This is a genomic window from Pantoea sp. X-Soil-YNGN-775, from assembly GCF_059730575.1.
The window spans coordinates 224935-249919 of sequence record NZ_AP035945.1; the positions used below are offsets into that span (position 1 = coordinate 224935).

At 54.9% G+C, this 24985-nt stretch carries 17 protein-coding genes, 1 rRNA gene and 1 riboswitch; of the genes, 12 read left to right on the forward strand and 6 right to left on the reverse strand.

The window, feature by feature from the left end:
- Window positions 1-226: 226 nt before the first annotated feature.
- The 4 genes from rplJ to rpoC all read left to right on the forward strand — a co-directional run bounded on the left by rplJ (window position 227) and on the right by rpoC (window position 9866).
- A complete protein-coding gene (rplJ, locus tag AC6I8I_RS01040; RefSeq protein WP_003848098.1) occupies window positions 227-724 on the forward strand; it encodes a 50S ribosomal protein L10 in 498 nt (165 codons plus the stop codon).
- Between the two features lie 66 nt (window positions 725-790).
- Window positions 791-1153, forward strand: a complete 363-nt coding sequence (gene rplL / locus AC6I8I_RS01045) for a 50S ribosomal protein L7/L12 (protein ID WP_006121499.1) — start codon at window positions 791-793, stop codon at window positions 1151-1153.
- 329 nt (window positions 1154-1482) lie between these two features.
- Complete coding sequence (gene rpoB / locus AC6I8I_RS01050) at window positions 1483-5511, forward strand: DNA-directed RNA polymerase subunit beta (protein WP_031376915.1); 4029 nt, start codon at window positions 1483-1485, stop codon at window positions 5509-5511.
- A gap of 131 nt (window positions 5512-5642) precedes the next feature.
- The gene (gene rpoC / locus AC6I8I_RS01055) at window positions 5643-9866 is read left to right on the forward strand and encodes a DNA-directed RNA polymerase subunit beta' (protein ID WP_031376916.1); all 4224 of its coding nucleotides are present in this window, start codon (window positions 5643-5645) and stop codon (window positions 9864-9866) included.
- Between the two features lie 51 nt (window positions 9867-9917).
- On the opposite strand, the gene AC6I8I_RS01060 is transcribed toward rpoC, so the two are convergent.
- A complete protein-coding gene (locus AC6I8I_RS01060) occupies window positions 9918-10106 on the reverse strand; it encodes a DUF1127 domain-containing protein (RefSeq protein ID WP_031376917.1) in 189 nt (62 codons plus the stop codon).
- A 174-nt stretch (window positions 10107-10280) separates the two neighbouring features.
- Here AC6I8I_RS01060 and AC6I8I_RS01065 point away from each other — a divergent pair, with 174 nt between their 5' ends.
- Window positions 10281-11750, forward strand: a complete 1470-nt coding sequence (locus AC6I8I_RS01065) for an aminotransferase-like domain-containing protein (protein WP_312057514.1) — start codon at window positions 10281-10283, stop codon at window positions 11748-11750.
- Window positions 11751-11931: 181 nt separating this feature from the next.
- On the opposite strand, the gene thiE is transcribed toward AC6I8I_RS01065, so the two are convergent.
- The 3 genes from thiE to AC6I8I_RS01080 all read right to left on the reverse strand — a co-directional run bounded on the left by thiE (window position 11932) and on the right by AC6I8I_RS01080 (window position 15341).
- Window positions 11932-12570 (reverse strand): thiamine phosphate synthase, encoded by a 639-nt coding sequence (gene thiE / locus AC6I8I_RS01070; protein WP_312057512.1) that lies wholly within the window; start codon window positions 12568-12570, stop codon window positions 11932-11934.
- A gap of 2 nt (window positions 12571-12572) precedes the next feature.
- Window positions 12573-14495, reverse strand: coding sequence for a phosphomethylpyrimidine synthase ThiC (gene thiC, locus AC6I8I_RS01075; protein WP_312057510.1), 1923 nt, complete (start codon window positions 14493-14495; stop codon window positions 12573-12575).
- 85 nt (window positions 14496-14580) lie between these two features.
- Window positions 14581-14681, reverse strand: a riboswitch (TPP riboswitch).
- A gap of 153 nt (window positions 14682-14834) precedes the next feature.
- A complete protein-coding gene (locus AC6I8I_RS01080; RefSeq protein ID WP_031376920.1) occupies window positions 14835-15341 on the reverse strand; it encodes an Rsd/AlgQ family anti-sigma factor in 507 nt (168 codons plus the stop codon).
- Between the two features lie 89 nt (window positions 15342-15430).
- Between AC6I8I_RS01080 and nudC the strand changes: the two genes are divergently transcribed.
- The 6 genes from nudC to AC6I8I_RS01110 all read left to right on the forward strand — a co-directional run bounded on the left by nudC (window position 15431) and on the right by AC6I8I_RS01110 (window position 19827).
- Window positions 15431-16201, forward strand: coding sequence for an NAD(+) diphosphatase (gene nudC / locus AC6I8I_RS01085; protein WP_312057507.1), 771 nt, complete (start codon window positions 15431-15433; stop codon window positions 16199-16201).
- A 40-nt stretch (window positions 16202-16241) separates the two neighbouring features.
- A complete protein-coding gene (gene hemE, locus AC6I8I_RS01090; protein ID WP_089562566.1) occupies window positions 16242-17309 on the forward strand; it encodes a uroporphyrinogen decarboxylase in 1068 nt (355 codons plus the stop codon).
- Window positions 17310-17311: 2 nt separating this feature from the next.
- The gene (gene nfi / locus AC6I8I_RS01095; RefSeq protein WP_312057505.1) at window positions 17312-17980 is read left to right on the forward strand and encodes a deoxyribonuclease V; all 669 of its coding nucleotides are present in this window, start codon (window positions 17312-17314) and stop codon (window positions 17978-17980) included.
- Between the two features lie 63 nt (window positions 17981-18043).
- Window positions 18044-18634 (forward strand): YjaG family protein, encoded by a 591-nt coding sequence (locus AC6I8I_RS01100; RefSeq protein ID WP_031376924.1) that lies wholly within the window; start codon window positions 18044-18046, stop codon window positions 18632-18634.
- Window positions 18635-18822: 188 nt separating this feature from the next.
- On the forward strand, window positions 18823-19095 hold the full coding sequence (gene hupA / locus AC6I8I_RS01105; RefSeq protein ID WP_003850136.1) for a nucleoid-associated protein HU-alpha: 273 nt from the start codon (window positions 18823-18825) through the stop codon (window positions 19093-19095).
- 69 nt (window positions 19096-19164) lie between these two features.
- Window positions 19165-19827 (forward strand): DUF1481 domain-containing protein, encoded by a 663-nt coding sequence (locus AC6I8I_RS01110; RefSeq protein WP_312057671.1) that lies wholly within the window; start codon window positions 19165-19167, stop codon window positions 19825-19827.
- Window positions 19828-19863: 36 nt separating this feature from the next.
- On the opposite strand, the gene purD is transcribed toward AC6I8I_RS01110, so the two are convergent.
- Both purD and purH read right to left on the reverse strand, forming a co-directional pair.
- Window positions 19864-21144 carry a phosphoribosylamine--glycine ligase gene (gene purD, locus AC6I8I_RS01115; RefSeq protein ID WP_312057669.1) on the reverse strand — a complete coding sequence of 427 codons (1281 nt, stop codon included), beginning with the start codon at window positions 21142-21144 and terminating at the stop codon, window positions 19864-19866.
- A gap of 18 nt (window positions 21145-21162) precedes the next feature.
- Window positions 21163-22752 (reverse strand): bifunctional phosphoribosylaminoimidazolecarboxamide formyltransferase/IMP cyclohydrolase, encoded by a 1590-nt coding sequence (gene purH / locus AC6I8I_RS01120; protein WP_312057667.1) that lies wholly within the window; start codon window positions 22750-22752, stop codon window positions 21163-21165.
- Between the two features lie 632 nt (window positions 22753-23384).
- Here purH and AC6I8I_RS01125 point away from each other — a divergent pair.
- A 16S ribosomal RNA gene (locus AC6I8I_RS01125) occupies window positions 23385-24926 on the forward strand.
- The last annotated feature ends 59 nt before the right edge of the window (window positions 24927-24985 follow it).

The window sequence follows — 24985 nt, forward strand, 5'->3', positions numbered from 1 at the left end:
ATTTAGGTTGGAGCCAGGCCTTATCCTGGCCTCCGTCCAAGACCGCAGGAGCAGCTTATCTTCGGATATTCCGCTTAATTCCCTGCGTAGACGGTGACAGAACCAAAAGAATTTTTTCTTAGCTGGATTCTGCTCACCGTGTTCGAGCGCTTATTTCCCTTCGGGTGAGTAAGTGAAGTGAGTTCCGGGGAAATCCTTCCCCGGTCAAATCCAGGAGCAAAAGCTAATGGCATTAAATCTTCAAGACAAACAAGCGATTGTTGCTGAAGTCAGCGAAGTAGCCAAAGGCGCGCTTTCAGCGGTTGTTGCGGATTCCCGTGGCGTTACCGTTGATAAAATGACCGAACTGCGTAAAGCAGGTCGTGAAGCTGGCGTTTACATGCGTGTTGTTCGTAACACCCTGCTGCGCCGCGTCGTTGAAGGTACTCAGTTCGAGTGCCTGAAAGACACGTTTGTTGGTCCGACCCTGATTGCATATTCTATGGAACACCCGGGCGCTGCTGCTCGTCTGTTCAAAGATTTCGCGAAAGCGAATGCAAAATTTGAGGTCAAAGCTGCAGCCTTTGAAGGTGAGCTGATCACGGCGGCTAATATTGACCGTCTGGCAACTCTGCCGACCTACGAAGAAGCACTGGCACGTCTGATGTCGACCATGAAAGAAGCCGCTGCTGGCAAACTGGTCCGCACTCTGGCTGCTGTACGCGATGCAAAAGAAGCGGCTTAAGGCCAGATTCTTTTTCTTCGTACTTGCTAACGTATAAACTTTTTCTGATTCTTAGGAACAATTGTCATGTCTATCACTAAAGACCAAATTCTGGAAGCTGTTGCAGCTATGTCCGTAATGGAAGTAGTTGAGCTGGTTTCTGCTATGGAAGAAAAATTCGGCGTTTCTGCTGCTGCCGCTGTAGCTGTTGCTGCTGGCCCAGCTGAAGCTGTTGAAGAAAAAACTGAATTCGACGTTATCCTGAAAGCTGTTGGCGCGAACAAAGTAGCAGTAATCAAAGCCGTACGTACTGCAACTGGTCTGGGCCTGAAAGAAGCCAAAGATCTGGTTGAAGCAACTGGCGTAATCAAAGAAGGCATCAGCAAAGATGACGCAGCTGCACTTGAAGCTGCTCTGAAAGAAGCTGGCGCTGAAGTTGAAGTTAAGTAAGACAACCTTCGGGTTGCAGTCTGAGTAGTTTCAGGCTGATGGCTGGTGACTTTTTGGTCACCAGCCTTTTTGCGCTCCAGGGCCTCAATGGGGTTTCACACTGTTTGTCCATTGTTGCTCTTCAATATCTTTCTCTATCGACGACTTAATATACCGCTTTCCTGTGCGGGTTCCCTGCCCTCGCAACAGCGATGAAATGATTTAAGCGTGATAGAAAGAGGTATTGCACTGCTGCCGCGCAGCCAGTGAATCAAACAAAATCGTGTTGCATGAACTGTCCTGTCAGGACGGACAGCGTGGGTCGACTTGTCAGCTAGCTGAGGAACCCTATGGTTTACTCCTATACCGAGAAAAAACGTATTCGTAAGGATTTTGGTAAACGTCCACAAGTTCTGGACATACCTTATCTCCTTTCCATCCAGCTTGACTCGTTCCAGAAGTTTATCGAGCAAGATCCAGAAGGTCAGTACGGACTGGAAGCTGCATTCCGTTCCGTCTTCCCTATCGCGAGCTACAGCGGCAACTCTGAGTTGCAGTATGTGAGCTATCGCTTAGGTGAACCTGTCTTTGACGTGAAAGAGTGTCAGATCCGTGGCGTGACCTATTCGGCACCGCTGCGCGTGAAACTGCGTCTGGTGATCTATGAGCGCGAAGCGCCAGAAGGCACCGTAAAAGACATTAAAGAGCAAGAAGTCTACATGGGCGAAATTCCGCTCATGACCGACAACGGTACTTTTGTTATCAATGGTACAGAGCGCGTTATCGTTTCTCAGCTGCACCGTAGTCCTGGCGTGTTCTTTGACAGCGATAAGGGTAAAACCCACTCTTCGGGTAAAGTGCTGTATAACGCACGTATCATCCCTTACCGTGGTTCATGGCTCGACTTTGAGTTTGACCCGAAAGATAACCTGTTCGTCCGTATTGACCGTCGTCGTAAGCTGCCGGCCAGTATCATCCTGCGCGCACTGCATTACACCACCGCTGAAATCCTTGATATCTTCTTCGAGAAAGTGGTGTTTGAAATCCGTGACAACAAGCTGCAGATGGAACTGGTGCCTGAGCGCCTGCGCGGTGAAACCGCGACCTTCGATATCGAAGCTAACGGCACCGTTTACGTCGAAAAAGCACGCCGTATTACTGCGCGCCATATCCGTCAGCTGGAAAAAGATGGCATTCAGCACATCGAAGTCCCGGTTGAATATATTGCGGGCAAAGTGGTCTCTAAAGATTATATTGATGAGAGCACCGGTGAGCTGATCATTGCTGCCAACATGGAGCTGTCGCTGGATCTGCTGGCTAAGCTGAGCCAGGCGGGTCACAAGCGCATCGAAACGCTGTTCACCAACGATCTGGACCACGGTCCTTATATCTCCGAGACCCTGCGTGTCGACCCAACCAGCGATCGCCTGAGCGCCCTGGTTGAGATCTACCGCATGATGCGTCCTGGTGAGCCGCCAACGCGTGAAGCTGCAGAGAACCTGTTTGAGAACCTGTTCTTCTCTGAAGATCGTTACGATCTCTCTGCGGTTGGCCGCATGAAGTTCAACCGTTCATTGCTGCGTGATGAAATCGAAGGTTCAGGCATCCTGAGCAAAGAAGACATCATTGAAGTGATGAAGAAGCTGATCGACATCCGTAACGGTAAAGGCGAAGTGGACGATATCGACCACCTCGGTAACCGTCGTATTCGTTCAGTGGGTGAGATGGCTGAGAACCAGTTCCGTGTCGGTCTGGTACGTGTTGAGCGTGCGGTTAAAGAGCGTCTGTCACTGGGCGACCTCGATACCCTGATGCCACAGGACATGATCAACGCCAAGCCAATTTCGGCGGCGGTGAAAGAGTTCTTTGGTTCAAGCCAGCTGTCTCAGTTTATGGATCAGAACAACCCGCTGTCAGAGATTACGCACAAACGTCGTATCTCTGCTCTCGGCCCAGGTGGTCTGACCCGTGAGCGTGCCGGCTTCGAAGTGCGTGACGTACACCCAACGCACTACGGTCGTGTCTGCCCAATCGAAACCCCTGAAGGTCCGAACATCGGCCTGATCAACTCCTTGTCTGTCTATGCGCAGACCAACGAGTACGGTTTCCTTGAAACACCTTATCGTCGCGTTATCGACGGTTTAGTGTCTGATGAGATTCACTACCTCTCCGCTATCGAAGAGGGTAACTACGTTATCGCTCAGGCTAACGCCTCTCTGGATGATAACGGTGCGTTTGTTGATGATCTGGTCACCTGCCGTAGCAAAGGCGAGTCGAGCCTGTTCAGTCGCGATCAGGTTGACTACATGGACGTTTCCACCCAACAGGTGGTTTCTGTCGGTGCATCACTGATCCCGTTCCTGGAACACGATGACGCCAACCGCGCCCTGATGGGTGCGAACATGCAACGTCAGGCCGTACCGACTCTGCGTGCTGATAAGCCGCTGGTTGGTACCGGTATGGAGCGCGCGGTTGCGGTTGACTCCGGTGTAACCGCCGTAGCGAAACGTGGTGGTACCGTGCAGTACGTTGATGCATCCCGTATCGTTATCAAAGTTAACGAAGACGAAATGCACGCTGGCGAAGCCGGTATCGACATTTACAACCTGACCAAATATACCCGTTCTAACCAGAACACCTGCATCAACCAGATGCCATGTGTTTCTCTGGGTGAGCCGGTTGAGCGCGGCGACGTGCTGGCAGATGGCCCGTCCACCGACCTCGGTGAACTGGCGCTGGGCCAGAACATGCGCGTAGCGTTCATGCCGTGGAACGGCTACAACTTCGAAGACTCCATCCTGGTCTCCGAGCGTGTGGTTCAGGAAGATCGCTTCACCACTATTCACATCCAGGAACTCGCCTGTGTGTCGCGTGACACCAAGCTGGGGCCAGAAGAGATCACTGCGGATATCCCGAACGTGGGTGAAGCAGCGCTGTCTAAACTGGATGAATCCGGCATCGTCTATATCGGTGCTGAAGTGACCGGTGGCGACATTCTGGTGGGCAAGGTTACGCCGAAAGGTGAAACCCAGCTGACGCCGGAGGAAAAACTGCTGCGCGCTATCTTCGGTGAAAAAGCCTCTGACGTGAAAGATTCGTCACTGCGCGTACCGAATGGCGTGTCAGGCACCGTGATCGACGTTCAGGTCTTTACCCGCGATGGCGTGGAAAAAGACAAACGTGCACTTGAAATCGAAGAGATGCAGCTGAAGCAGGCCAAGAAAGACCTGTCTGAAGAACTGCAGATTCTGGAAGCGGGTCTGTTCAGCCGTATCCAGAGCGTGCTGATTTCGGGTGGCGTTGAAGCAGACAAACTGGACAAGCTGCCGCGTGAGCGCTGGCTGGAACTGGGTCTGACTGACGAAGCCAAGCAAAACCAGCTGGAGCAGCTGGCAGAGCAGTACGACGAACTGAAACACGAGTTTGAGAAGAAGCTCGAAGGTAAGCGTCGTAAGATCACCCAGGGCGATGATCTGGCACCAGGCGTGCTGAAAATCGTTAAGGTTTATCTGGCGGTTAAGCGTCAGATTCAACCGGGTGACAAAATGGCGGGTCGTCACGGTAACAAAGGTGTTATCTCCAAGATCAACCCGATCGAAGATATGCCTTACGATGAACACGGCACGCCGGTTGACATCGTACTGAACCCGCTGGGCGTACCGTCACGTATGAACATCGGTCAGATCCTCGAAACCCACCTGGGTATGGCAGCGAAAGGCATCGGCGAGAAAATCAACGCCATGCTGAAGAAGCAGGAAGAAGTCGCGAAACTGCGCGAATTCATCCAGCGCGCTTACGACCTGGGTACCGACGTACGTCAGAAAGTTGATCTGAATACGTTCACCGACGACGAAGTTCTGCGTCTGGCTGAGAACCTGAAAAAAGGTATGCCAATCGCCACTCCGGTGTTTGACGGCGCGAAAGAGAGCGAAATCAAAGAGCTGTTACAGCTCGGCGGCCTGCCTTCTTCTGGTCAGATTACCCTGTTTGACGGCCGTACCGGTGAGCAGTTCGAACGTCAGGTAACCGTTGGCTACATGTACATGCTGAAACTCAACCACCTGGTTGATGACAAGATGCATGCGCGTTCAACCGGTTCCTACAGCCTGGTTACTCAGCAGCCGCTGGGTGGTAAGGCGCAGTTCGGTGGTCAGCGCTTCGGTGAGATGGAAGTGTGGGCGCTGGAAGCATACGGCGCCGCGTATACCCTGCAGGAAATGCTTACCGTTAAGTCTGATGACGTCAACGGCCGTACCAAGATGTATAAAAACATCGTTGACGGCAACCATCAGATGGAACCGGGCATGCCAGAATCCTTCAACGTACTGTTGAAAGAGATTCGCTCGCTGGGTATCAACATCGAGCTGGAAGACGAGTAACCCCCACTTCAGGCTGGCGGGTAACCCCGTCGCCTGAAAGCGCAGGGTTTAAGCGCTCGCAATTGTACTGGTTATGGGGCGTTCAATTTCGGTTGGACGCCCCTGAGTCTCACTCCGACGGGAGCTAATCCGTGAAAGACTTACTTAAGTTTCTGAAAGCGCAAACTAAAACCGAAGAGTTTGATGCGATCAAAATTGCGCTGGCTTCGCCAGACATGATCCGTTCCTGGTCTTTCGGTGAAGTGAAAAAGCCGGAAACCATTAACTACCGTACTTTCAAGCCAGAGCGCGATGGTCTGTTCTGTGCCCGTATCTTCGGGCCGGTAAAAGACTACGAGTGCCTGTGCGGAAAGTATAAGCGCCTGAAACACCGTGGTGTGATTTGTGAGAAGTGCGGCGTTGAAGTGACCCAGACTAAAGTGCGCCGTGAGCGCATGGGCCACATCGAACTGGCGTCGCCAACTGCGCACATCTGGTTCCTGAAGTCACTGCCTTCGCGTATCGGCTTACTGCTGGATATGCCACTGCGTGACATCGAGCGCGTGCTCTACTTTGAATCTTACGTGGTAATCGAAGGTGGCATGACCAACCTCGAGAAGCGCCAGATTCTGACTGAAGAGCAGTACCTTGACGCGCTGGAAGAGTTCGGTGATGAGTTCGACGCCAAAATGGGCGCCGAAGCGATCCAGGCCCTGTTGAAAAACATGGATCTGGAGCAGGAGTGCGAGCAGCTGCGTGAAGAGCTGAACGAAACCAACTCTGAAACCAAGCGTAAAAAACTGACCAAGCGTATCAAGCTGCTGGAAGCGTTCGTTCAGTCTGGCAACAAGCCAGAGTGGATGATCCTGACCGTGCTGCCTGTACTGCCGCCGGATCTGCGTCCGCTGGTACCGCTGGACGGTGGCCGTTTTGCTACGTCGGATCTGAACGATCTTTATCGTCGTGTGATCAACCGTAACAACCGTCTGAAGCGCCTGCTGGATCTGGCTGCGCCAGATATCATCGTACGTAACGAAAAACGTATGCTGCAGGAAGCGGTAGATGCCCTGCTGGACAACGGTCGTCGCGGTCGTGCGATCACCGGTTCCAACAAGCGTCCGCTGAAATCGCTGGCTGACATGATCAAAGGTAAGCAGGGTCGTTTCCGTCAGAACCTGCTGGGTAAACGTGTCGACTATTCAGGTCGTTCGGTTATCACCGTAGGTCCATACCTGCGCCTGCATCAGTGCGGTCTGCCGAAGAAAATGGCACTCGAACTGTTCAAACCGTTCATTTACGGCAAGCTGGAACTGCGTGGCCTCGCCACCACCATCAAAGCCGCGAAGAAAATGGTTGAGCGCGAAGAAGCGGTTGTCTGGGATATCCTCGACGAAGTAATCCGTGAGCACCCGGTTCTGCTGAACCGTGCGCCTACGCTGCACCGTCTGGGTATTCAGGCGTTTGAACCGGTTCTGATCGAAGGTAAAGCGATCCAGCTGCACCCGCTGGTTTGTGCGGCTTATAACGCCGACTTCGATGGTGACCAGATGGCTGTTCACGTACCGCTGACGCTGGAAGCCCAGCTGGAAGCGCGTGCGTTGATGATGTCGACCAACAACATTCTGTCTCCAGCGAACGGCGAGCCAATCATCGTTCCTTCACAGGACGTTGTTCTGGGTCTGTACTATATGACCCGCGACAAAGTGAACGCCAAAGGCGAAGGCATGGTGCTGACTGGCCCGAAAGAAGCTGAGCGTGTTTACCGCGCTGGCCTGGCTGAGCTGCATGCCCGCGTTAAAGTTCGTATCACTGAATACAGCAAAAACGAGCAGGACGAATTCGTTCCGAAAACCAGCATTATCGACACCACCATTGGTCGTGCGATTCTGTGGATGATCGTACCGCAAGGTCTGCCGTACTCCATCGTTAACCAGGCGCTGGGTAAAAAAGCTATCTCCAAAATGCTGAACACCTGTTACCGCATTTTGGGCCTGAAGCCGACCGTTATCTTTGCTGACCAGACCATGTACACCGGTTTTGCTTACGCAGCCCGTTCAGGTGCATCAGTCGGTATCGACGACATGGTTATCCCGGCCAAGAAAGTGGAAATCATCTCTGAAGCTGAAGCAGAAGTGGCTGAGATTCAGGAACAGTTCCAGTCTGGTCTGGTTACCGCCGGCGAACGTTATAACAAAGTCATCGATATCTGGGCAGCAGCGAACGAACGTGTTGCCAAGGCGATGATGGAAAACCTCTCAACCGAAACCGTGATCAACCGTCATGGCGAAGAAGAGAAACAGGTTTCCTTTAACAGCATCTTTATGATGGCCGACTCCGGTGCGCGTGGTTCTGCTGCACAGATTCGTCAGCTGGCCGGTATGCGTGGTCTGATGGCGAAGCCAGATGGCTCCATCATCGAAACACCAATCACGGCGAACTTCCGTGAAGGGTTGAACGTACTTCAGTACTTCATCTCAACCCACGGTGCGCGTAAAGGTCTGGCGGATACCGCACTGAAAACGGCGAACTCCGGTTATCTGACGCGTCGTCTGGTTGACGTTGCACAGGATCTGGTGGTTACCGAAGACGACTGTGGTACGCACGAAGGCATCATGATGACGCCGGTCATCGAAGGTGGCGACGTTAAAGAACCACTGCGTGAACGTGTACTGGGTCGTGTGACGGCAGAAGACGTGCTGAAACCAGGCACCGCTGACATTCTGGTTCCACGTAACACCCTGCTCGATGAGCACTGGTGTGACGTGCTGGAACTGAACTCAGTAGACAGCCTGAAAGTCCGTTCGGTAGTAGGTTGTGAAACCGACTTTGGTGTGTGTGCACACTGCTATGGTCGCGACCTGGCACGTGGTCACATCATCAACAAAGGTGAAGCGATCGGTGTTATCGCGGCACAGTCCATCGGTGAGCCAGGTACACAGCTGACGATGCGTACGTTCCACATCGGTGGTGCGGCATCACGTGCGGCTGCTGAATCCAGCATTCAGGTGAAGAACAAAGGTACCATCAAGCTGACCAATGCCAAGTCGGTAACTAACTCGGCTGGCAAGCTGGTGATCACCTCGCGTAACGTTGAACTGAAAATGATCGACGAATTTGGTCGTACCAAAGAGAGCTATAAAGTTCCTTACGGTGCCACCATGGCGAAAGGTGATGGTGAGCAGGTTGCAGCGGGCGAAACCGTCGCAAACTGGGATCCGCACACCATGCCTGTTATCACCGAAGTGGGCGGTTTCATTCGTTTCACCGACATGATTGATGGCCAGACCATTACCCGTCAGACAGATGACTTAACCGGTCTCTCCTCGCTGGTGGTTCTGGACAGCGCCGAGCGTACTGCGGGCGGTAAAGATCTGCGTCCAGCACTGAAAATTGTTGATGCCAACGGCAATGATGTTCTGATCCCGGGCACCGATATGCCGGCTCAGTACTTCCTGCCAGGTAAAGCGATTGTTCAGCTGGAAGATGGCGTTAAGATCAGCGCCGGTGACACGCTGTCGCGTGTACCGCAGGAATCTGGCGGTACCAAAGATATTACCGGTGGTCTGCCACGCGTTGCTGACCTGTTCGAAGCGCGTCGTCCGAAAGAGCCAGCTATTCTGGCCGAGATCAGCGGTATTATCTCGTTCGGTAAAGAGACCAAAGGTAAGCGTCGTCTGGTGATTACTCCGCTGGATGGTAGCGAGCCGTACGAAGAGATGATTCCGAAATGGCGTCAGCTGAACGTGTTCGAAGGTGAACGTGTTGAGCGTGGTGACGTGGTTTCCGATGGCCCAGAGTCTCCACATGACATTCTGCGCTTGCGTGGCGTGCATGCGGTGACCCGTTACATCACTAACGAAGTGCAGGAAGTTTACCGTCTGCAAGGCGTTAAGATTAACGATAAGCACATCGAAGTCATCGTTCGTCAGATGCTGCGTAAAGCAACCATCATGAGCGCAGGAAGTGCAGACTTCCTCGAAGGTGAACAGGCTGAATTCTCTCGCATCAAGATTGCTAACCGCGATCTGGAAGCGAACGGAAAAGTTGGCGCCACCTTCATGCGTGACCTGCTGGGTATCACCAAAGCGTCACTGGCAACCGAATCGTTCATCTCTGCTGCATCGTTCCAGGAGACCACTCGTGTCCTGACCGAAGCTGCAGTAGCAGGCAAGCGCGACGAACTGCGCGGTCTGAAAGAGAACGTCATCGTGGGTCGTTTGATCCCGGCCGGTACCGGTTACGCTTACCATCAGGATCGTATGCGCCGCAAAGCGGCAGGCGAAGTGCCGGTAGCACCGCAGGTGACTGCGGATGAAGCCTCAGCCAGCCTGGCCGAGTTGTTGAACGCCGGTCTCGGCGGTAACAACGACGAGTAATCGTCATTGGCGTAATAAAAAACCCTGCTTCGGCAGGGTTTTTTTTTGTCTTCAGTTCAGCTTGTTCCATTCATTGCGGCTAAGGCCGATATCTTTTAGCTGGCTGTCGCTGAGTTTCGACAGAATAAGGCGGGTTTCACGCCGGCACTGCCAGCGTCTGAAGCTTCGCCACAGATAACGCACCAGTGTGTAAGGTGTGCCGGTAAACGGTTTGCCTGCGCGATTTTCATCGTATCCCATCATGCTGTCCTCATCGGTTTGCCTGAGGACTATTCTGGTAAACCAGCGCTGTATGATACAGACGCAAAAATCACTTTTATTTAACATACAGATTGCCGTCACTGCGATCTGAATGGTAATAATAACGACTAACTGTACTGGTTCAGGCTTTGAAAAATGCAACGAGGGGATACGATGACCCGATATGAACATCTGGCTACGCTACTGGCGCAGCGCATTGAACAGGGCTTATACCGTAGCGGAGAGCGTCTTCCTTCAGTACGCAGCCTGAGCGCCGAACATGGCGTGAGCATCAGTACGGTACAACAGGCTTATCACCTGCTGGAAGAGAAGCAGATGATCACGCCGCAGTCGCGTTCAGGCTATTTTGTGGCGTCACGGAAAGCGACTCCGCCGATACCGGCACTGACGCGACCTGCGCAGCGGCCGGTTGAAGTCACCCAGTGGGACGCGGTGCTGGAGTTGATCAACAGCCGTCTGGAAGATGACGTGCTGCAACTTGGCAGCGGCATGCCCGATCTGACCCAGCCGACGTTAAAGCCGCTGTGGAAAGCATTTAGCCGCCAGGCCCAGAAGCAGGAAACGGCGCTGCTTAATTATGACAACCTGTATGGCGTGCTCGCGCTGCGGCAACAGGTTGCGCGTCTGGCGATCGATAGCGGTTGTCAGCTCACCGCTGATGACATTGTGATCACCACCGGCTGTCATGAAGCGTTATCCGTCGCAGTACGCGCGGTCTGCGAGCCCGGCGATATCATCGCGGTTGAGTCACCTTCCTTTCACGGCATCATGCAGACGCTGCGCGGCTTTGGCATTCGCGCCATTGAGATCCCTACCGATGCGGTGACCGGCATCAGTCTGGAAGCGCTGGAACTGGCATTTGATCAGTGGCCAATCAAAGCGGTGGTGGTGGTTCCGAACTGCAATAACCCGCTGGGTTTCATTATGCCGGAATCGCGTAAACGCGCCTTGCTGGCGCTGGCGCAACGCTTTGACGCCGCGGTGATTGAAGACGACGTCTATGGTGAACTTGCCTGGGAATATCCACGTCCGCCGACCATCAAAGCACTGGATCTGGATGGCCGGGTCCTGCTCTGCAGTTCGTTTTCCAAAACGCTGGCGCCAGGCTTACGGGTTGGCTGGGTGGCACCAGGCCGCTACCGGGACCGCGTCCTGCATATGAAGTACATCGTGACCGGCTCTACCGCTACGCAACCGCAACATGCCGTGTCGGAGTTTATTCGTCAGGGCCATTATCAACCCCATCTGCGGCGGATGCGGCAGATCTATCATCGCAACTATGAAACCTTCAGCTGCTGGGTGCGCCATTACTTCCCCTGCGGGATTTGCGTCTCCCGTCCGCAGGGCGGTTTCCTGATGTGGATTGAGTTGCCGGAACCTTTTGATGCCGTTCGGCTCAATCGTGAACTGCGTGAATCCAAAATTCAGATCGCCGTCGGCTCACTGTTTTCCGCCGCGGGTAAATACCGTAACTGCCTGCGCTTAAACTACGGCTTGCCGATCACTGAACAAACCGAACAGGCGGTGGCGCGGGTAGGGGCAGCCGTCGAACGGGCGATGCAGGCCTGCCAGCATGATGATCTTCCTGCCGCCTTAGCGCCCGATTTGCTGGTGGCTAAGTAGGAGAGAAGCAGGGCCAGAAAGAGGAGGGAACTGGCCCTGGTCAGGTAACCGTACCTGACGAAGGCCACCCTAAACGGCTATCTGACACCGCGCCAGTGGCTGACTGGATAATCGCGCGCGGTATTCCTGATTTATCGCTGCCGTTGCAGCGGTTTAATCATTTTTGCGCGCTGTTACCCAATCACACGCACGCTGGCCGCGCCGGTTCAGCCAGCGCAAGCAGGGTACGCGTCGCTTCACGCCAGTCCTCTGCCTCGGTGATGGCGCTTACCACCGCAATGCCGCCCACGCCGGTCGCCAGCACCGCGGGTGCTCGCGCAACGGAGATACCGCCAATCGCCACGGTCGGAATATGCGTCAGGCGGGTCAGATGTCGCTGCAGTTCTGCCAGCCCCTGCGGCGCAGACGGCATCTGTTTGGTGCGGGTCGGAAAAATATGCCCGAGCGCGATGTAAGAGGGCTGAATGGCCAGCGCACGATCCAGTTCGGTATCATCATGGGTGGAAATACCGAGTCGTAACCCCGCCAGGCGGATTTGTGCCAGGTCCGCCACCTCCAGATCCTCCTGACCCAGATGGACACCGTAGGCCTGATGCTTTATCGCCAGCCGCCAGTAGTCATTGATGAACAGGCGCGCATCGTAACGTTTACCCAGCGCAATGGCCTGGGCGACGGCCGCTTCTGCCGCCTCGTCCGACTGATCTTTGATGCGCAGTTGCAGGGTGCGGACGCCGGCGTCTAACAGACGTTCGATCCATTCAACGCTATCGACTACCGGATAAAGGCCGAGACGCGGCACGGTAGCAGGAAATGCAGACATAGTTACTCCTCCTTCATGGCATCTGCCGGATGATAAAGCTCACCACCCCGGCTGCGAAATTGTTCAGACATCTGTGCCATGCCAACCTCAATCGGCTGCGCGCTGGCTTGCTGGCTTGCGGCAAAATCCCGCACCTCCTGAGAGATTTTCATTGAGCAGAATTTAGGGCCGCACATTGAACAGAAGTGGGCCACCTTGCCGGATTCCTGAGGCAGGGTTTCGTCATGCATTGCGCGCGCGGTATGCGGATCGAGCGCCAGATTGAACTGATCTTCCCAACGGAATTCAAAGCGCGCTTTTGACATGGCATTATCCCGGATCTGCGCACCCGGATGGCCTTTAGCGAGATCGGCGGCGTGCGCAGCAATTTTGTAGGTGATCAGACCCTGTTTTACATCCTCTTTATCGGGCAGACCAAGATGTTCTTTGGGGGTGACGTAACACAGCATTGCGCAGCCGAACCAGCCAATCATTGCTGCGCCGATACCAGACGTAATGTGGTCATAGCCGGGCGCAATGTCGGTGGTGAGAGGACCGAGCGTATAGAAGGGGGCCTCGTGACAAACATCGAGTTGCTCTGTCATATTACGGCGGATCATATGCATCGGGACGTGGCCGGGGCCTTCAATCATCACCTGCACATCATATTCCCAGGCGATCTGCGTCAGCTCGCCCAGCGTTCGCAGTTCGGCAAACTGCGCTTCATCGTTAGCATCCTGAATCGAGCCAGGGCGTAAACCATCGCCCAGCGACAGTGAGACATCGTAGGCCGCGCAGATTTCACAGATTTCGCGGAAATGCTGATAGAGGAAGCTCTCCTGATGATGCGACAGACACCATTTCGCCATGATCGAGCCGCCGCGCGAGACAATGCCGGTCAGCCGTTTTGCCGTCATCGGCACGTAGCGCAGCAACACGCCAGCATGAATGGTGAAGTAGTCAACGCCCTGCTCAGCCTGTTCCAGCAGCGTATCGCGGAATACTGCCCAGTTGAGCGCTTCGGCCACGCCGTTCACTTTCTCCAGTGCCTGATAAATCGGCACTGTGCCGATTGGCACCGGGCTGTTACGCAAAATCCATTCGCGCGTTTCATGAATATTACGGCCAGTAGAGAGATCCATCACCGTATCGGCGCCCCAGCGGGTCGACCAGACCAGTTTTTCTACCTCCTCCTCAATCGACGAGCTGACCGCTGAATTGCCGATGTTGGCATTCACCTTGACCAGGAAGTTACGCCCGATAATCATCGGTTCCGATTCAGGATGGTTAATGTTGGCGGGAATAATCGCCCGGCCTGCCGCCACTTCCTGACGCACAAACTCCGGGGTGATGTTATCTGGCAAATGCGCGCCAAAACTGTGGCCCGGATGCTGTTGCAGTAACACCTCACTGTGAATTCGCTCACGGCCCATATTCTCCCGCAGGGCGATAAACTCCATCTCCGGCGTAACGATGCCCTGACGGGCGTAATGCAGCTGCGTGACGCAACGGCCGGCGAGGGCGCGACGCGGCGTGGGCAGCGCGTCAAAGCGCAGGTGATCGAGGCTATCATCCGCCAGACGCTGCTGGGTATAGTCTGAACTGCGCTGTGGCAGCGGCTGGCTGTCGTTGCGTTCTTCGATCCAGCCCGCCCGCAACTTTGTCAGTCCACGATGCAGATCAATCTGCGCGGCGGGATCGCCATAGGCACCGGCGGTGTCATAGACCGGCACCGCCTCATTCTGCTCATACAGCGGCTGTTCTTTACTGCCGCCGACCGGGGTCGGACTGAGCCTGATTTCGCGCATTGGCACGCGAATATCCTGCCGGCTGCCGGTAATCCAGATGCGTTCAGAACGGGGAAATGCGCTGCCGCCTTGCAGTGAATCGATAAATTCCTGCGCCAGGGCACGCTGTTCACGACGGGTCATTTTTGAGTCAGACATAGCAATCTTCCAGTAAGTGGGAATGATGCTTGTCCGGAGTTCGGAAGGAGTAACAGCACGGGCAGTGCAAAAGACTGGCGTACCGATAATATTTACTCTTGTTCCCTTCGCAGGTTCTAACCTGATCAGGTTCCGCGGATCCCGAATTAACGGTCTCAGCCCAACTGGGCACTCCGACAAGAATGCGGTTTTACGCTGCGGCTGGCAGAGCGCCCGCTGAAGACGAAAAACCTTAACGTTCAAACAGAAAAAAATGGGTTCTTCTGGCCTCGGCCATCAGAACCCCTTCAGCATAAAAGGGCTGCAACTGAATCACAACCCCTTTACCTGCGTTTAACCTTATGCCGGACGAGCAATCTGGCTGTCATTGGCCACCGGTGGTGGTGCCAGGTGGTTATCCCACGCCAGCTGGATCAGCTTGTCTTCCAGCGTAAAGCGCGCCTCCAGCACTTCACCGACTTCAGACAGCGCCTGCTGGAACGTCATGCAGTTATCGTCATCGATCGCCTGCTGCAGATGGCCATCATACAACTGCATCAGGCGTTCAGTATTGGCTTCCAGCGGGGGATAGATTTGGGCTGCCGCGATCATCGGGCTGTCACCGCTCATCTCACTGATGATGCGTTCGTAAATACTAAAGTGACCGGCGGAAAGATAATCGACCAGGCCATGACAAAAGTTATCCAGCGCCTGCTCATCGAGGCGGGTCAGGGCTTCTTTATTGGGTTTAAGTCCGACCAGATGATAATAGGTTACTAACAGCTGGCGACGGGCTTCCAGCCACGAATCGACCAGTTCGTTACTGCCACCTACGCGTTCGGCCAGGACGTCTAACTGGTTAAGCATATCTAACTCCATGTGAGTTATAGTTGTTTATCTACACACTTAACATCAGGACTTCAGCGTGCGAGTTGACGCTAAGGATGACGAAATAAATGCAATGCGAAATCTCAAGCGTAGACGCTGGATGGTGGATTGTCAGCCACGAGCAGAAACTTTGGTTGCCGCAAGGTGATTTACCCCACGGAAGCGCCGAAAATTTTGGTCTGACGGGCACCAAAGCCCGGGTAATTGGCGAGTGGCAGGGGGAAAAAGTCTGGCTGATTTGCGAGCCACGTGCAGAGAGCATGTTCTCGGTGCGGCAGCTGATCGATCTGGATGTCGGACTGTTTCAGCTGGCGGGCCGCGGCGTACAGCTGGCGGAGTTCTACCGTTCCCATCGCTGGTGCGGCTACTGTGGTCACGAAATGCACCACAGCAAACATGAGTTTGCCTGTCTGTGCAGTCATTGCCGCGAGCGATATTATCCGCAGATTGCGCCCTGCATTATCGTGGCGATCCGGCGTGGCGATGAGATCCTGCTGGCGAATCACGCCCGTCATCGTAATAACGTTTATACCGTACTGGCTGGATTTGTCGAAGTCGGCGAGACGCTGGAACAGGCGGTGGCACGTGAAGTGATGGAGGAGAGCAATATCCGCGTCAAAAATGTCCGTTACGTCACCTCCCAGCCGTGGCCATTCCCGCAGTCGCTGATGACGGCGTTTATGGCGGAATATGATAGTGGCGATCTGCAACATGACGGCAAAGAGCTGTTGGATGCGGCCTGGTTCCGTTTTGATGCCTTGCCTTTACTGCCGCCACCGGGCACCGTGGCGCGCCGCCTGATTGAAGATACCGTCGCCCTGTGCCGCGCCGAAGCGTGAAAGTGCTACACTACACGCCTGAAATTGAGAGAGTAATGAAATGAGTGAACTGAAGAACGATCGTTATTTGCGTGCCCTGTTACGTCAGCCAGTCGATGTAACGCCAGTGTGGATGATGCGCCAGGCCGGACGTTATTTACCAGAATACAAAGCGACGCGCGCCGAAGCGGGTGACTTTATGTCGCTGTGTAAAAATGCTGAGCTGGCCTGTGAGGTGACGCTGCAGCCGCTGCGCCGCTATCCGCTGGATGCTGCAATCCTCTTCAGTGACATCCTGACCATCCCCGATGCGATGGGTCTGGGCCTCTATTTCGAAACCGGCGAAGGCCCGCGTTTTTCGCATCCGATAACCTGCCGGGCAGATGTAGAGCGTTTGCCGGTGCCCGATCCGGAAATGGAACTGGGTTATGTGATGAACGCGGTACGTACCATCCGTAAGAGCCTGAACGGCGACCTGCCGCTGATCGGATTTACCGGCAGTCCGTGGACGCTGGCCACCTACATGGTGGAAGGCGGCAGCAGCAAAGCGTTTACCAAAATCAAAAAGATGATGTACGCCGATCCCGCCACGCTGCATGCCATGCTGGATAAACTGGCGGACAGCGTCATTCTTTATCTCAATGCCCAGATTCGCGCCGGCGCGCAGTCAGTAATGGTATTTGATACCTGGGGCGGCGTCCTGACCGGCCGTGATTACCGCGAGTTCTCGCTGCACTACATGCACAAAATCGTCGACAGCGTGCTGCGTGAGAACGACGGTCGTCGGGTGCCGATTACCCTGTTTACCAAAGGGGGCGGGCAGTGGCTGGAAGCGATGGCTGAAACCGGCTGTGATGCGCTGGGCCTCGACTGGACCACGGATATCGACGATGCACGCCGCCGTGTCGGTGACAAAGTTGCACTACAGGGCAACATGGATCCTTCTATGCTCTATGCGCCACCCGCCCGTATTGAACAGGAAGTGGCCGGGATTCTGCAGCGCTTTGGCAACGGCACCGGTCATGTTTTCAACCTTGGTCACGGTATTCATCAGGATGTGCCGCCGGAAAATGCGGGTGTGTTTGTTGAGGCGGTGCACCGTTTATCGCGTCCTTTCCATCAGGAGTAACCATGGATATTGCCGCACTTCGCGCTGAGCAGTTGCAACGCGCCGCTGATGTGGTGCGTGAAGATGACTTTGACGTATTGCCGCCACGCTTTATTGGCGGGGCGGACGTCGGATTTGAACAGGAAGGCGCCGTCACCCGGGCGGCGCTGGTGATACTTGAGTGGCCCTCGCTAACGCTGGTGGAGCATCGCATTGCGCGTATCGAGACCACCATGCCTTATATTCCCGGCTTTCTCTCCTTCCGTGAGTACCCGGCGCTGATGGCGGCATGGCAGATGCTGGAGCAAAAACCGGACCTGCTGTTTGTCGACGGTCACGGTATCTCCCATCCCCGGCGGCTCGGCGTTGCGTCGCATTTTGGCCTGCTGGTGGATGTTCCGACCATTGGTGTAGCGAAACGCCGTCTGTGCGGTCGTTTCGCCGAACTGGATCCGCAGCCGGGCAGTCGTCAGCCGCTGATGGATAAAGGCGAACAGATCGGCTGGGTGTGGCGCAGCAAGCAGCGTTGCAATCCGCTGTTCGTGGCCACCGGGCATCGTGTCAGCCTTGATACTGCGCTGCACTGGGTTGAAAACTGCACGCGCGGCTACCGTTTGCCGGAGCCAACCCGCTGGGCGGATGCGGTTGCCTCGAATCGTCCGACTTTCCAGCGCTGGCAAAACGCGCTTTAACACTGTTTGTGCTGCGCTTTTGCAGTTACACTGCCGCCAGCGAAACGAATAAGAGCCACCTTTATGTTACAAAATCCCGTTCATCTGCGTCTGGCGAAGCTGGAAAGCTGGCAGCATCTTACTTTTATGGCCTGCCTGTGCGAGCGTATGTACCCGAATTATCGGGCATTCTGCGAGCAGACCGAATTTGCCGATCCGGCACTCTATCGCCGCATTCTTGATCTGATCTGGGAAAACCTGACGGTCAAAGATGCGAAGATCAACTTCGACAGCCAGCTGGAAAAACTTGAAGCTGCCATTCCTGATGGTGATGCGTTTGAGGTTTACGGTGTGTATCCGGCGATTGATGCCTGCGTGGCATTAAGCGAAGTGGTTCATGCGCAGCTGAGCGGCGACACACTTGAGCACGCGATTGAAGTCAGCGAGACCTCAATTACTACCGTTGCCATGCTGGAAATGACCCAGGCTGGACGCGAAATGACCGACGAAGAGCTCCGTGAAAACCCGGCCATCATTGATGAATGGGACCTTCAGTGGGAGATTTTCCGCCTGCTCGCCGAGTGCGAAGAGCGTGACCTTGAATTAATCAAAGGCCTGCGATCGGACCTGCGTGAAGCGGGAATTAGTAACATCGGTATAAATTTCCAGCAGTAAGGCGATAAAACGTGACTTCAGGCCCGAATTAGCGCGCCTGGAGGCTTCACATTGGCCCCCTCTCTGGTCTACATTTGGGGGGCTGAAAATTGTGGCTATCGGTGCGTGCAGGCTGAAGAGTGCCAGAATATGGCTTTTCCCTCGCACTCGTTGCTTAGCAAGCGATAAATACACTTTAAGGATAACTTATGAACAAGACTCAACTGATTGATGTGATCGCAGAAAAAGCTGACCTGTCTAAAACCCAGGCAAAGGCAGCGCTGGAATCTACTCTGGCTGCGATCACTGAGTCTCTGAAAGATGGTGATGCTGTACAACTGGTTGGTTTTGGTACTTTTAAAGTGAACCACCGCGCTGAGCGTACCGGTCGTAACCCGCAGACTGGCAAAGAGATCAAAATCGCTGCAGCAAACGTACCGGCATTCGTGTCTGGTAAAGCGCTGAAAGACGCCGTTAAGTAAGACGTCGCACTGCGGTTAAGCTTTAAAACAGGGGGCGATTCGCCCCTTTTGTTTAAGGGGCCTGCCATCATGACCACGCTGCTTCAGCGTTTTTCCGCCCTGTCTCTCTCCTTATTGCTTTTCGGTTGCAGCTCCACACCTGATATTCCTCCTTTCTCTGCCAGTGGTTATCTTGCTGACCGTGGCGTCGTGCGCATCTGGCGCAAGAATAACGATCATCAGTCGGTCCATATCCGCACCATTTTTACCCCGTTCGCCAGCGGTGAAGGGGAAGTTACCGATTACATCTGGCTGGAAGAGGCGTTAATCAGCGTTCATCGTCAGGTCAAAGGCGAGCATCCCGATGACGTCACTTTACGGTTTGACCAGCAAGGCGGCCTTAACTTTATGCAGCGCCAGCTGGCTGGCCGGCGCGAGGCGGTCAGTGCGGATGCGGTGGAGTTGTATAAGTTCGATGCCCAGCGGATGCGCAACGTCAGTGACGCGCTACTCAGCGGCCGGATATTCCTGCGGCAGGGTCACTGGCAGGGCGGCAATCTGATCGAAAGCTGTGAAGGCCAGCAGGTCAGGCCCGCCTTCGATAGCGATGCCTTACGGACGCTGGCACAGCAGCAGCGTGGATCGGCCACGCCATTGATGGTTTCATGGCTGGAAGCGCCGGAAGGGGTGCAGCTGTTGCGGGTAAGTCAGCAGGATGATTGCGCGCAGCAGCCGAAAGAAGAGGATATGTAAGCGCAGGAGTAAGGGGCACACTGTGCCCCTTTTGACTTATTTGCGGTTAATAGCGCGGTAGCCAATATCGCGACGGCAGAAACTGCCTTGCCAGGAAATCGGCTGTGCCAGCTGATAAGCCCGCTGTTGGGCCGCCGCCACATCGTCGCCCAGCGCGGTAACGCACAGTACCCGGCCACCGTGAGTAAGCACCAGATCGTCTTCCAGACGGGTTCCGGCGTGGAATACCTTGCCATCCTCAACCTCTTCCAGTGGCAGACCGTGAATCTGATCGCCCTGGTGGTAATCGCCGGGGTAGCCGCCCGCCGCCAGCACTACGCCCAGTGACGGCCGTGGATCCCACTCAGAGGTCTTCTGATCCAGCGTGCCGGCACAGGCTGCCAGGCAAAGATCGACCAGATCCGACTGCATACGCAGCATGATCGGCTGGGTTTCCGGATCGCCAAAGCGGCAGTTAAATTCGATCACTTTCGGCTGACCGGATTGATCGATCATCAAGCCGGCATAGAGAAAGCCGGTATAGACGTTACCTTCAGCGGCCATGCCACGCACCGTAGGCCAGATAACCTGATCCATCACCCGCTGGTGGATCTCATCGGTAACCACCGGTGCCGGAGAATAGGCGCCCATACCGCCGGTGTTCGGGCCGGTGTCGCCGTCACCGACGCGTTTGTGATCCTGGCTGGTGGCCATTGGCAGGACATGCTCGCCATCGACCATTACGATGAAACTGGCTTCTTCACCGTCGAGAAACTCTTCGATCACAATGCGGTGGCCGGCATCGCCAAACGCATTGCCGGCCAGCATATCCTGAACCGCCGCTTCCGCTTCCTGCAACGTCATCGCCACAATCACGCCTTTGCCCGCCGCCAGACCGTCAGCCTTAATGACGATCGGTGCGCCTTTCTCACGCAGATAGGCCAGCGCAGGTTCAACCTCGGTGAAGTTCTGGTATTCCGCACTCGGGATCTGATGGCGGGCAAGGAAATCTTTGGTGAAGGCTTTAGAGCCTTCCAGCTGAGCGGCAGCCTGCGTCGGGCCAAAAATGTTCAGGCCGGCAGCGCGAAATGCATCGACCACGCCCGCCACCAGTGGCGCCTCAGGGCCGACGATGGTCAGATCGATGGCTTCGCGTTGTGCAAAGGCCAGCAGGGCAGGGATATCAGTGGCGGCGATCGCCACATTCTGCAGCGCTGGCTCTAATGCGGTGCCGGCGTTGCCCGGTGCCACAAACACAGTTTCCGCCAGCGGAGACTGTGCGGCTTTCCAGGCTAATGCGTGCTCACGTCCGCCATTGCCAATCACTAAAATTTTCATCTGTAACTCTCCAAACGATTAATGGCGGAAGTGGCGCATATCAGTAAAGATCATCGCAATGCCGTGTTCATCAGCTGCGGCGATCACTTCGTCATCACGGATTGAGCCGCCAGGCTGAATCACGCAGCTGATACCTACCGCCGCTGCCGCATCAATACCGTCGCGGAACGGGAAGAAGGCGTCAGACGCCATCGCCGAGCCTTTTACTTCCAGCCCTTCATCGCCCGCTTTGATGCCGGCAATCTTAGCGGAATAGACGCGGCTCATCTGGCCAGCGCCGATACCGATAGTCATATTGTCGCGCGCATAAACAATGGCGTTAGACTTAACGAACTTCGCCACTTTCCAGCAGAACAGTGCATCACGCAGTTCCTGCTCGGTTGGCTGGCGTTTGCTGACCACGCGCAGCTGGCTGGCATCGACCATACCGAGATCGCGATCCTGCACCAGTAAGCCGCCATTAACCCGTTTGAAGTCCAGCGCGGCCACCCGGTTTTGCCACTGGCCGCAGATCAGCACCCGTACATTCTGTTTGGTCGCGGTAATTTTCAGCGCCGCTTCGGAAACTGCAGGCGCAATGATCACTTCAACAAACTGACGGCTGATAATGGCCTGCGCGGTTGCTTCATCCAGCTCGCGGTTAAAGGCGATGATGCCGCCGAATGCGGAAGTCGGATCGGTCTGCCAGGCACGCTCATAGGCCGTCAGCAGAGAATCACCGACCGCGACGCCGCACGGGTTAGCATGTTTAACGATGACACAGGCCGGCTCGCTGAACTCTTTTACGCATTCCAGCGCCGCATCGGTATCGGCAATATTGTTATAAGAAAGGGCTTTGCCCTGAACCTGCTGTGCGGTAGCGACGGACGCTTCCGCCACATTCTCTTCTATATAGAAGGCCGCATCCTGATGGCTGTTTTCGCCATAGCGCATATCCTGCTTCTTAATGAAGTTCAGGTTAAGGGTGCGCGGGAAGCGACCGGCTGGCTGGCCGCGTTCGCCATGATAGGCCGGCACCCGCGATCCAAAATAGTTAGCGATCATGCTGTCGTAAGCGGCGGTGTGCTCGAAGGCTTTAATGGCGAGGTCGAAGCGGGTTTCAAGGGTCAGGGCGTTCTGATTCGCGTCCATCTCAGCCACGATAGCCGGATAGTCGCTGCTCTTCACTACGATCGCCACATCTTTATGGTTCTTCGCAGCGGAGCGCACCATAGTCGGGCCGCCGATATCAATGTTCTCAACGGCATCTTCCAGCGAACATCCCTCACGTGCCACCGTCTGGGCAAAGGGATACAGGTTTACCACCACCATATCGATTGGGCTGATGTCGTGCTGCGCCATGATGGCATCATCCTGGCCGCGACGGCCCAGAATGCCGCCGTGCACTTTCGGGTGCAGGGTTTTGACGCGTCCATCCATCATTTCCGGGAAGCCGGTGTAGTCAGAGACTTCAGTGACAGGCAGGCCCGCATCCGCCAGCAGGCGAGCCGTGCCACCTGTGGAGAGCAGCTCGACACCGCGGTCAGCGAGCGCCTGAGCAAATTCGAGGATACCGGCTTTGTCAGACACACTGAGCAGAGCGCGGCGTACAGGACGACGTTGTTGCATGGTGGTTTTATCCCTTGGCTTTGTTTCGCGTATATAAGAGCGTTACATCAAGCTTAACGATCCTTCCTTTGCTTATATAAGAAGAAAAGATCGAAAACTTCAGGTAACGCCCCGAAAAGGGGCATCCGTTACGTCGCCGGGCATTGTAGCGAAAACGTTTGCGTGATGCTCGCCTAAATTCGCTGTGCCCGATGAATGTGGATAAGTTTGTGCGTAACTGCGTATAACAGGGGCTTTTGCTGTGGAATGCAGCGAACGGTTGTTTTTATGCAATTTACAGGTTGCGCCTGCCGAACAACTCCCTATAATGCGCCTCCATCGACACGGAACAACGGCTTAACGCCGCCGGGTTGAAAGGCACAGGAGACTGCGCCGCCGGAGAAAAGCTTCTGAAAAAGAAGTTGACTCTGAAGGAGGAAAGCGTAATATACGCCACCTCGCGACAGACGGTTAACCCGCTGCTCGCACTGCTCTTTAACAATTTATCAGACAATCTGTGTGGGCACTCGCAGGATTGATATCAGCGTCTCCGGACGTAAAAAATATCAAGTCTCACGAGTGAACACATAATGAAATTCATTATGACGTTTTACAGATGAGCACCGCTTAACTTGTTTAAGCAAATCAAACTTAAATTGAAGAGTTTGATCATGGCTCAGATTGAACGCTGGCGGCAGGCCTAACACATGCAAGTCGGACGGTAGCACAGAGGAGCTTGCTCCTTGGGTGACGAGTGGCGGACGGGTGAGTAATGTCTGGGGATCTGCCCGATAGAGGGGGATAACCACTGGAAACGGTGGCTAATACCGCATAACGTCGCAAGACCAAAGAGGGGGACCTTCGGGCCTCTCACTATCGGATGAACCCAGATGGGATTAGCTAGTAGGCGGGGTAATGGCCCACCTAGGCGACGATCCCTAGCTGGTCTGAGAGGATGACCAGCCACACTGGAACTGAGACACGGTCCAGACTCCTACGGGAGGCAGCAGTGGGGAATATTGCACAATGGGCGCAAGCCTGATGCAGCCATGCCGCGTGTATGAAGAAGGCCTTCGGGTTGTAAAGTACTTTCAGCGGGGAGGAAGGCGATGTGGTTAATAACCGCGTCGATTGACGTTACCCGCAGAAGAAGCACCGGCTAACTCCGTGCCAGCAGCCGCGGTAATACGGAGGGTGCAAGCGTTAATCGGAATTACTGGGCGTAAAGCGCACGCAGGCGGTCTGTTAAGTCAGATGTGAAATCCCCGGGCTTAACCTGGGAACTGCATTTGAAACTGGCAGGCTTGAGTCTCGTAGAGGGGGGTAGAATTCCAGGTGTAGCGGTGAAATGCGTAGAGATCTGGAGGAATACCGGTGGCGAAGGCGGCCCCCTGGACGAAGACTGACGCTCAGGTGCGAAAGCGTGGGGAGCAAACAGGATTAGATACCCTGGTAGTCCACGCCGTAAACGATGTCGACTTGGAGGTTGTTCCCTTGAGGAGTGGCTTCCGGAGCTAACGCGTTAAGTCGACCGCCTGGGGAGTACGGCCGCAAGGTTAAAACTCAAATGAATTGACGGGGGCCCGCACAAGCGGTGGAGCATGTGGTTTAATTCGATGCAACGCGAAGAACCTTACCTACTCTTGACATCCAGCGAACTTTCCAGAGATGGATTGGTGCCTTCGGGAACGCTGAGACAGGTGCTGCATGGCTGTCGTCAGCTCGTGTTGTGAAATGTTGGGTTAAGTCCCGCAACGAGCGCAACCCTTATCCTTTGTTGCCAGCGATTCGGTCGGGAACTCAAAGGAGACTGCCGGTGATAAACCGGAGGAAGGTGGGGATGACGTCAAGTCATCATGGCCCTTACGAGTAGGGCTACACACGTGCTACAATGGCGCATACAAAGAGAAGCGACCTCGCGAGAGCAAGCGGACCTCACAAAGTGCGTCGTAGTCCGGATCGGAGTCTGCAACTCGACTCCGTGAAGTCGGAATCGCTAGTAATCGTGGATCAGAATGCCACGGTGAATACGTTCCCGGGCCTTGTACACACCGCCCGTCACACCATGGGAGTGGGTTGCAAAAGAAGTAGGTAGCTTAACCTTCGGGAGGGCGCTTACCACTTTGTGATTCATGACTGGGGTGAAGTCGTAACAAGGTAACCGTAGGGGAACCTGCGGTTGGATCACCTCCTTACCTGAAGATACCTTCCCGCGCAGTGTCCACACAGATTGTCTGATAAAAAGTAATGAGCA

Excerpts from the sequence above, each read along its gene's own strand:
- rplJ (WP_003848098.1), top strand. The coding sequence starts at position 227 with ATGGCATTAAATCTTCAAGACAAACAAGCGATTGTTGCTGAAGTCAGC.
- rplL (WP_006121499.1), top strand. The coding sequence starts at position 791 with ATGTCTATCACTAAAGACCAAATTCTGGAAGCTGTTGCAGCTATGTCC.
- rpoB (WP_031376915.1), top strand. The coding sequence starts at position 1,483 with ATGGTTTACTCCTATACCGAGAAAAAACGTATTCGTAAGGATTTTGGT.
- AC6I8I_RS01060 (WP_031376917.1), bottom strand. The coding sequence starts at position 10,106 with ATGGGATACGATGAAAATCGCGCAGGCAAACCGTTTACCGGCACACCT.
- AC6I8I_RS01065 (WP_312057514.1), top strand. The coding sequence starts at position 10,281 with ATGACCCGATATGAACATCTGGCTACGCTACTGGCGCAGCGCATTGAA.
- thiE (WP_312057512.1), bottom strand. The coding sequence starts at position 12,570 with ATGTCTGCATTTCCTGCTACCGTGCCGCGTCTCGGCCTTTATCCGGTA.
- thiC (WP_312057510.1), bottom strand. The coding sequence starts at position 14,495 with ATGTCTGACTCAAAAATGACCCGTCGTGAACAGCGTGCCCTGGCGCAG.
- AC6I8I_RS01080 (WP_031376920.1), bottom strand. The coding sequence starts at position 15,341 with ATGCTTAACCAGTTAGACGTCCTGGCCGAACGCGTAGGTGGCAGTAAC.
- nudC (WP_312057507.1), top strand. The coding sequence starts at position 15,431 with ATGCAATGCGAAATCTCAAGCGTAGACGCTGGATGGTGGATTGTCAGC.
- hemE (WP_089562566.1), top strand. The coding sequence starts at position 16,242 with ATGAGTGAACTGAAGAACGATCGTTATTTGCGTGCCCTGTTACGTCAG.
- nfi (WP_312057505.1), top strand. The coding sequence starts at position 17,312 with ATGGATATTGCCGCACTTCGCGCTGAGCAGTTGCAACGCGCCGCTGAT.
- AC6I8I_RS01100 (WP_031376924.1), top strand. The coding sequence starts at position 18,044 with ATGTTACAAAATCCCGTTCATCTGCGTCTGGCGAAGCTGGAAAGCTGG.
- hupA (WP_003850136.1), top strand. The coding sequence starts at position 18,823 with ATGAACAAGACTCAACTGATTGATGTGATCGCAGAAAAAGCTGACCTG.
- AC6I8I_RS01110 (WP_312057671.1), top strand. The coding sequence starts at position 19,165 with ATGACCACGCTGCTTCAGCGTTTTTCCGCCCTGTCTCTCTCCTTATTG.
- purD (WP_312057669.1), bottom strand. The coding sequence starts at position 21,144 with ATGAAAATTTTAGTGATTGGCAATGGCGGACGTGAGCACGCATTAGCC.
- purH (WP_312057667.1), bottom strand. The coding sequence starts at position 22,752 with ATGCAACAACGTCGTCCTGTACGCCGCGCTCTGCTCAGTGTGTCTGAC.